The organism is Algoriphagus sp. UBA3586, from assembly GCF_002376385.1.
Taxonomy (GTDB): domain Bacteria; phylum Bacteroidota; class Bacteroidia; order Cytophagales; family Cyclobacteriaceae; genus Algoriphagus; species Algoriphagus ornithinivorans.
Genome location: NZ_DFMT01000040.1, coordinates 1 through 7,523 on the forward strand (window position 1 = coordinate 1; position 7,523 = coordinate 7,523).

Sequence of the window (7,523 nt, forward strand, 5' to 3'; positions counted from 1 at the left end):
TACTTTTGAGACAGCCTCTTCTTGTTATTGATTAAATAAAGGAGGTCTTTGAGTTTGCCAATCAGTATTTTTCTGAATTAGATTTCCTAGCATCACCAACTTTTCTTCCTCAAAAAGATTTGCCAATAAAGTAATGGAAGTAGGTGAACCGCTTTCATTAAATCCATTTGGCATACATAAGGCAGGATGTCCTGTCAGGTTAGTAATCTGTAGCTGTGATCCGGCAAAAGATGGAGTCACAATCACATCATATCCTTTCATTAATTCATGCATTTCCTGAATCAACAAAGTTCTCTGACGGCTGAGATTCACATAATCAGTAGCAGGAATAAATCGAGCAGCACGAAACAAGTTTGGCCATGCATTTCTATGTTGAGCTACCAACTGATCATCCCAACCAAGGCGGGTCAATTCATCAAAAGCGGCTGAACCTTCAGCCATGAGCATCATCACTATAGGACCGGCAGGGATCGAAACATTCAACTCAAGCGGATGTAATTCTATTCCAATATTTTTGAGCGTTTCTAACACTTTTTGATCATTGGCAGAAGCTCTTTCTCCTTCAAAGAAAGGCTTGAAATAGCCCACTTTCAAGCTTTTTGGATCTCTTTTAGCATCATAATTGAAAGCTGCCTGAATAGAACTTGCATCATTATCATCCTGTCCATTGATGACTGCTAAAACTATCCCATTATCCAATGCCGATCTGGAGATTGGGCCTATTTTATCCATAGACCAGCTCAAAGCCATCGCACCGTGCTTGCTAACTCTCCCATAAGTAGGTCTTAAGCCAGTAACACCATTACGTGTAGATGGGGAAACAATGGAACCTAATGTCTCAGTGCCGATTGCAAAAGGAACTAGTCCGGCACTCACTGCAGAAGCAGAACCGGCTGATGAGCCACTAGATCCTTGCTTCAAATTCCATGGGTTTTTGGTAACTCCTCCATACCACACATCACCCATTGCCAAAGCACCTAAAGTAAACTTCCCCACCAAAACTGCTCCCGCATCGTCCAATTTGGTCACAATAGTAGCTGTTTCATCTATTTCTTGGTCCTTGTAGGGCATAGCTCCCCAAGTAGTCTTGGTTCCTTTCACTGCCAGCAAATCTTTGACCCCATAGGGAATTCCGTGTAAGGGCCCTCTATATTTTCCTGCTTTCAATTCCGCATCCATAGCTCGGGCTTTTTCCATAGCAGAATCTTCCATCAGGGTGATTAGACACTGAAGTGTATCTGAGTATGTTTTAATCCTATCTAGATAAATCTTCGTCAATCTCTCACTTGTCAGCTTTCCTGATTTGATTAACACCGCCAATTCATGAACGGGCGTGAAAGCAATATCTACATCTGATTTGGGAAGATCCACTGAATTAGCAAGCCCCCAATTCAGAGTTTTTTGCTCCAGAGAAGGTTGAAATCCTTTAGGAAGTGGGTTGAAAACCAAAGAAGGAGCAACTGAATTGTCCAAGCTAATCTTTCTGGAATTTTCAAGATTATTCAGCTGATTTTTAAGCGTATTTACCATACTATCCTTCTCAGCCGGACTGAAGGAAATACCAATCAAGTCGGACGCCCCTTCGATGGAAGCCGGATTTATTTCACCGGAAAGTTTCCCAAAGGTAAAACCAAGTGCTAGGCAAGATGCCGCTCCGAGGCATATAAAGAAGCCTGATTTTAATCTGTTTTTTATTTCCATAGCTTAGTTTTGTATTATGCATGAACATGCAAGCCCCCAAGGTGTTTAATTAGTGCTTTAAAATCAAACCATTCATGGATCAAAAACCAGCATTTCCCATATTTCCCATGTATTTCAGAGGGCTATTGTTGCTCGCAGGAATGTATACAATTGCCTGGTCGGCATTTTTTAAATGGTTTGGGCCGGAATTGATCAACTGGTTGGCGATCAATGGGGACTTGGCTTCAACACTACCCGCTAATTGGTATGGAAGTTTTGGATTAATTGTAGGCTTGGTGATTTTTGTTTCTGCCTTCTATCCGGTAAGTTGGGTCTACTTGATTATAGGAGGGATAGCTGGAAAAATTATTTTGGCAATCTGGTTCTCTTTGGGGTTTTTGCCGGATATAGGCTGGAATAAGCGAAGTGGTTTTCACCTGATTTTCAATGAGCTCCTTTGGTTAATTCCTTTGATTGTAATTTTCCTCAGAGGCCTTCAAGTAAGGGCTTATTTAAATACAGAAGAAGAAAAGTAAAAAGGGGCTTTCGCCCCTCTTTTATTATAGAATGATGATCAACAATAAAATGATGATGATTGCGCCGGTAGAAATGAATATTCCTCCATTTCCTCTTCTGCTTATCTCCTTCATTTCTTTGAGCTCTTCTCTAATTTCCTTTCTCTCTTCTCTTGTCATATCGGAAAAATCCATGGCCTTAATTTCCTCAAACCTGTTCTTCATGGCTTCCAATTTGGCTTTTTCCTCCTCACTCAACTCCGTAACTTCTTTCTCTTTTTTCGCAGGCTCAGCATAAACCATGGACACAGAAAGAAACAGGGCAAAAATTAATAGTAGTTTTTTCATTTGATTGTAGTTTTGGTAAAAGATAAATTAAACTGATTAAGAATATTTTTTGAACCAATCATAAAACGGATAATTGGTGATTTTCGGATATTAATCCACCAAAATGATAATGATCAGGATTAAAATGATCGCCCCGGTAGAAAGCCAAAGGCCGTTATTTCTTCCTTCAGCCTTGATTTCTTGTAGCTCAATTTTAAGAGCTTTGGCTTCATCCTTACTAAGGGTAGAGAAATCCATCGCCTTGATTTCATTAAATCGGTTTTGTAATTGTTCGATTTTTTCTGAGTCTTCAGCGCTAAGCTCAGTTTTTTCCTTTTTGGTTTTTTCGCCTGGGTTTGCCTGTGCAGCATTGATGCCGATGAACCCTAACATCATGAGAATCAGTAGTGCTTTTTTCATAGGATTATTAATTTATTTGAAAAGGATATGTAAAATGTCAAAGGCTATATTTCTAAAGTGATGCAAATTTTTTTAAAGCAAACCTTAACGAGATATTAAAGTGAAACAAATTGACACAAAACCAATCCGAGAGAGAAAAGTTTACATCTACGGATTGACGCCTCCCAGCGGTATTTTTTGTACCTTGGTTGGCTGATTAATTTAGCTTTTTTCTACGAAAAAATAGACCATGTCTCAAAATCAACCCCATAAATTATTTCTTCTAGATGCCATGGCTCTGATCTATCGGGCACATTTTGCATTTAGTAAAAATCCTCGAATCAACTCCAAAGGCCTTAACACCGGTGTCATGCTTGGTTTTACCAATACGCTGATGGAAGTGTTAACCAAAGAAAAGCCCAGTCATATTGCGGTAGCTTTTGATACTTCTGCGCCTACTTTTAGACATGAGCAGTTTGAGCCTTACAAAGCAAATAGACAAGAACAACCAGAAGACATTACTGTATCTATTCCATGGGTTAAGGAAATTGTTAAAGCATTCCGGATTCCAGTTTTGGAAATGGATGGATTCGAAGCCGATGATATCATCGGGACCTTGGCAAAAAAAGCAGAAAGGGAATCATTTACGGTCTACATGATGACGCCGGATAAGGATTATGGACAGATCGTGGATGACCATATTTATTTATACAAACCTGCCTTCATGGGCAACGGAGTTGATGTGATGGGCCCGAAGGAAGTTTGTGCCAAATGGGATATTGAGCATGTGGATCAGGTAAGAGATATCCTGGGACTGATGGGTGATGCGGTAGATAATATTCCGGGTATTCCAGGCATTGGCGCTAAGACTGCAACCAAGCTATTGAAGGAGTTTGGAACAGTGGAAGAACTGATTAAAAACACGGATAAGCTGAAAGGAAAGCAAAAGGAAAATGTGGAAAACTTTGCGCAGCAAGGTATACTTTCCAAAGAGCTTGCCACCATCAAAATAGATGTGCCTATCGCATTTAATGAGGAGGACTTACGTTACGATGGCTTTGATGAAGAAAAGCTCAGGGCTATTTTTAACGAGTTGGAATTCCGTACTCTTTCCAATAGAATTTTTAAAGACGAAGGGAAAAAAGCAGTTATTCAGAAAAATGAACAACTTGGTCTTTTTGGGGAAGCTCCAAGTTCATCTCCAGCTTCGGAGATTGAGTTTGAGGAAGAATCTGTAAATACCTCCGCTCCGGTTGTTCCAGATACTATCCACAGCAATCTTCACCATTATCACAAAATCAAAGGAAAAGATGCCATCGAAGAATTGATGGAGTATTTGATGGTACAAAAAGTTGTATGCTTTGATACGGAAACCACTGCGCTCAATGCAATGGAAGCAGAGTTGGTTGGGATTTCATTTGCCTACCTCAGTGGTGAGGCCTACTATATTCCTTGCCCTGCTGATCAAAAAGAAACGCAGGCTATTTTGGAGCTGTTAATGCCTTTCTTCGAAAATGAAGATATCCTCAAAGTTGGTCAGAATATCAAGTATGACCTGTTGGTTTTGAAAAACTATGGGATAGAAGTGAAAGGTGCACTTTATGACACCATGTTGGCGCACTACCTTATTGAACCTGAAGGCAAACACAGCATGGATTGGCTCGCTGAGCAATACCTCAACTATAAGCCTGTTTCCATTACTGAATTGATCGGAAAAAAAGGTAAAAATCAGGGCAATATGCGGGATGTGGACGAAGATGAAGTCACCTCTTATGCCGCAGAAGATGCTGATATTACACTCAGATTGAAAGAGAAGTTTGATCCCCTTTTGAAAGAAAATGAATTGGAAAAACTTTTCTACGAAGTAGAAAACCCGCTGATCAATGTGCTGACAGACATGGAGTTTGAAGGGGTCAAAATAGACACTGACAGCCTAGCCGAACTTTCTCAAGCCCTAGAGGAAGAAAGTATTGCTATAGAAAAAAGAGTCTATGAATTAGCAGGAGTCAGATTCAATCTAGCTTCACCAAAGCAATTGGGTGATGTGCTTTTTGAAAAGTTGAAACTGGACCCCAAGGCTAAAAAGACCAAAACAGGGCAATACGCCACTGGAGAGGAGATCTTGAGCAAATTGGCAGATGAGCACGAGATTGCTCAGGCCATTTTGGATTATAGACAAATGGTGAAGCTAAAGTCAACGTACGTGGACGCTTTACCTACCATGATTAACTCCAAGACCGGACGCATTCATACCACCTATAATCAGTTTGTTGCGGCTACAGGTCGTTTGTCCTCCATCAACCCCAATTTGCAGAATATTCCTATTCGAACAGAAAGAGGAAGGGAGATAAGAAAGGCCTTTGTAGCCAGAGATGAAAATCATGTGCTCTTGGCAGCGGATTATTCTCAAATAGAACTGAGAATCATGGCTGCTTTCTCCGGAGATGAGTCCATGATAGAGGCATTCAAAAATGGCAGAGATATTCATGCCACCACTGCCGCAAAAATATTCCAGGTTCCACTGGAAGAAGTCAGCTCCGACATGAGGAGAAAGGCCAAAACTGCCAACTTTGGAATCATCTATGGAATTTCAGCTTTTGGACTTTCTCAGCGGCTTTCTATCCCAAGAGGAGAGGCCAAAGAAATTATTGACGCTTATTTCAAAGAGTTTCCTGCTGTAAAAGAATACATGGACGGAGCTATAGAAAAGGCCAGAAAAGACGAGTACGTTGAGACTATCTTGGGTAGAAGAAGGTACTTGAGAGATATCAATAGCCGAAACCAAACTATGCGAGGTTTCGCTGAACGAAACGCAATCAATGCTCCTATTCAGGGTTCGGCTGCAGACTTGATCAAAGTGGCTATGATCGATGTGCATAACTGGATGAAAAAAGAAAAGCTGAAGTCCAAAATGATCCTGCAAGTTCACGATGAATTGGTTTTTGACGCTCATAAGGATGAAGTTGAGATATTGAAGAAAAATATTCCTGGCTTGATGTCAAATGCTATCAAACTAGCTGTACCGGTGGAAGTGGAAGTGGGATTAGGAAAAGACTGGTTAGAGGCTCATTAAGAAAATACAAGGATTAAGTCTTTCGTATTCTGCTTCTAGAGTTAATCATTTCACATGGCCCCAACTAATCTTCAATTCGTAAATCGTATTTCGTATTTCCCACTTCAAAATGGCTAAAATAAAAACTTCCTTTTTTTGTCAGAATTGTGGCGCGCAAAGCCCAAAATGGCTAGGTAAATGTCCTGCGTGCGGGCAGTGGAATACTTATGTAGAAGAAATTATTCAAAAGGAGGAAAGCGGAAAGGGAACCTGGAAAACTCCTTCCAACGGAACAAAAAAGGCAAGCAGTCCCAAAAAAATCACCGAAGTCAATTATGAGGAGCAGCCTAGGTGGATCACCGGGGATAATGAATTGGACAGAGTTTTGGGAGGAGGAATTGTACCTGGATCCTTGGTACTGATAGGTGGTGAGCCTGGAATTGGGAAGTCAACCTTGATGCTTCAGATAGCCTTAATCCTGAAGAATAAAACCATTCTTTACGTATCCGGAGAAGAAAGTGAGGCTCAAATCAAAATGCGTGCAGACAGGATGGAAGCCAAGAATCCGGATTGTTATGTGCTTTCTGAAACCAACACTCAGCAGATATTTCAACAGGTAGAAATTCTAAAACCGGACTTTTTGGTGATAGATTCTATTCAGACGCTCAACAGTCAATACGTGGAATCAGCCGCAGGCTCAGTATCCCAAGTTAGGGAGTGCACAGCCGAGCTCATGAAGTTTGCCAAGGAAACCGGAACTCCTGTTTTTCTAATTGGACATATCACCAAGGATGGTTCCATCGCCGGCCCCAAAGTATTGGAGCACATGGTTGACACAGTATTACAATTTGAAGGAGATCGGCACCTGACTTATAGAATATTACGAACCTCCAAAAACCGATTTGGATCTACACATGAATTGGGTATTTATGAAATGAGAGCCGAAGGTCTCCGGTCAGTAGCCAATCCATCAGAGATCTTGCTAACCCAAAGAGAGGAAGTATTAAACGGAGTGGCCATTGGAGCCATGATGGAGGGGAATCGTCCTTTGTTGATCGAAATCCAATCTCTAGTCAGCCCGGCTACATACGGAACACCTCAAAGAAGCAGCACTGGACATGATGCAAAGCGTCTGAATATGCTTCTGGCTGTATTAGAAAAGCGGGGGGGAATGAGACTTGGACAGCAGGATGTCTTTTTGAATGTGGCAGGCGGCCTACGAGTGGATGACCCGGCTTTGGATCTGGCAGTATGTGCAAGTTTGATTTCCAGTTATGAGGACACTCCCGTTTCCGAGCAAATTTGTTTTGCAGGAGAAGTGGGTTTGGGAGGAGAAATTCGGGCTGTATCCAGAATAGAAAACAGAATTGCAGAAGCTGAAAAGCTAGGTTTCAAGAAAATTGTGGTCTCGAAATATGCTGTCAAAGGGCTGGATCTCAAAAAATTTAAAATTCAGGTTTTACAGGTAAGTAAGTTGGAAGAAATGTATTCTCTTATATTTTAAAATTTTTTGAATAGGGGAAACGAAGTGCTCTTTCCGCTTGAAAGTT

General features: G+C 41.1%; 6 protein-coding genes. 3 read left to right on the forward strand and 3 right to left on the reverse strand.

Going from position 1 to position 7,523, the window contains the following annotated elements; translation table 11 throughout:
• Positions 1-24 precede the first annotated feature (24 nt).
• Positions 25-1,701, reverse strand: coding sequence for an amidase (locus tag B2906_RS14350; protein ID WP_219957296.1), 1,677 nt, complete (start codon positions 1,699-1,701; stop codon positions 25-27).
• Between the two features lie 74 nt (positions 1,702-1,775).
• Here B2906_RS14350 and B2906_RS14355 point away from each other — a divergent pair, with 74 nt between their 5' ends.
• Positions 1,776-2,216, forward strand: coding sequence for a hypothetical protein (locus tag B2906_RS14355; protein ID WP_219957297.1), 441 nt, complete (start codon positions 1,776-1,778; stop codon positions 2,214-2,216).
• Positions 2,217-2,240: 24 nt separating this feature from the next.
• Here the strand turns inward: B2906_RS14355 and B2906_RS14360 are convergent, their stop codons facing one another.
• Together B2906_RS14360 and B2906_RS14365 are read right to left on the reverse strand one after the other, a co-directional pair.
• Positions 2,241-2,543, reverse strand: coding sequence for a hypothetical protein (locus B2906_RS14360; protein WP_219957298.1), 303 nt, complete (start codon positions 2,541-2,543; stop codon positions 2,241-2,243).
• Between the two features lie 90 nt (positions 2,544-2,633).
• On the reverse strand, positions 2,634-2,942 hold the full coding sequence (locus tag B2906_RS14365) for a hypothetical protein (RefSeq protein WP_219957299.1): 309 nt from the start codon (positions 2,940-2,942) through the stop codon (positions 2,634-2,636).
• Positions 2,943-3,171: 229 nt separating this feature from the next.
• Here B2906_RS14365 and polA point away from each other — a divergent pair, with 229 nt between their 5' ends.
• Both polA and radA read left to right on the forward strand, forming a co-directional pair.
• The gene (polA, locus tag B2906_RS14370) at positions 3,172-5,994 is read left to right on the forward strand and encodes a DNA polymerase I (RefSeq protein WP_219957300.1); all 2,823 of its coding nucleotides are present in this window, start codon (positions 3,172-3,174) and stop codon (positions 5,992-5,994) included.
• Between the two features lie 109 nt (positions 5,995-6,103).
• Entirely contained in the window at positions 6,104-7,477 is a 1,374-nt protein-coding gene (gene radA / locus B2906_RS14375; protein ID WP_219957301.1) for a DNA repair protein RadA, read from the forward strand.
• Positions 7,478-7,523 lie beyond the last annotated feature (46 nt).

Excerpts from the sequence above, each read along its gene's own strand:
- B2906_RS14350 (WP_219957296.1), bottom strand. The coding sequence starts at position 1,701 with ATGGAAATAAAAAACAGATTAAAATCAGGCTTCTTTATATGCCTCGGA.
- B2906_RS14355 (WP_219957297.1), top strand. The coding sequence starts at position 1,776 with ATGGATCAAAAACCAGCATTTCCCATATTTCCCATGTATTTCAGAGGG.
- B2906_RS14360 (WP_219957298.1), bottom strand. The coding sequence starts at position 2,543 with ATGAAAAAACTACTATTAATTTTTGCCCTGTTTCTTTCTGTGTCCATG.
- B2906_RS14365 (WP_219957299.1), bottom strand. The coding sequence starts at position 2,942 with ATGAAAAAAGCACTACTGATTCTCATGATGTTAGGGTTCATCGGCATC.
- polA (WP_219957300.1), top strand. The coding sequence starts at position 3,172 with ATGTCTCAAAATCAACCCCATAAATTATTTCTTCTAGATGCCATGGCT.
- radA (WP_219957301.1), top strand. The coding sequence starts at position 6,104 with ATGGCTAAAATAAAAACTTCCTTTTTTTGTCAGAATTGTGGCGCGCAA.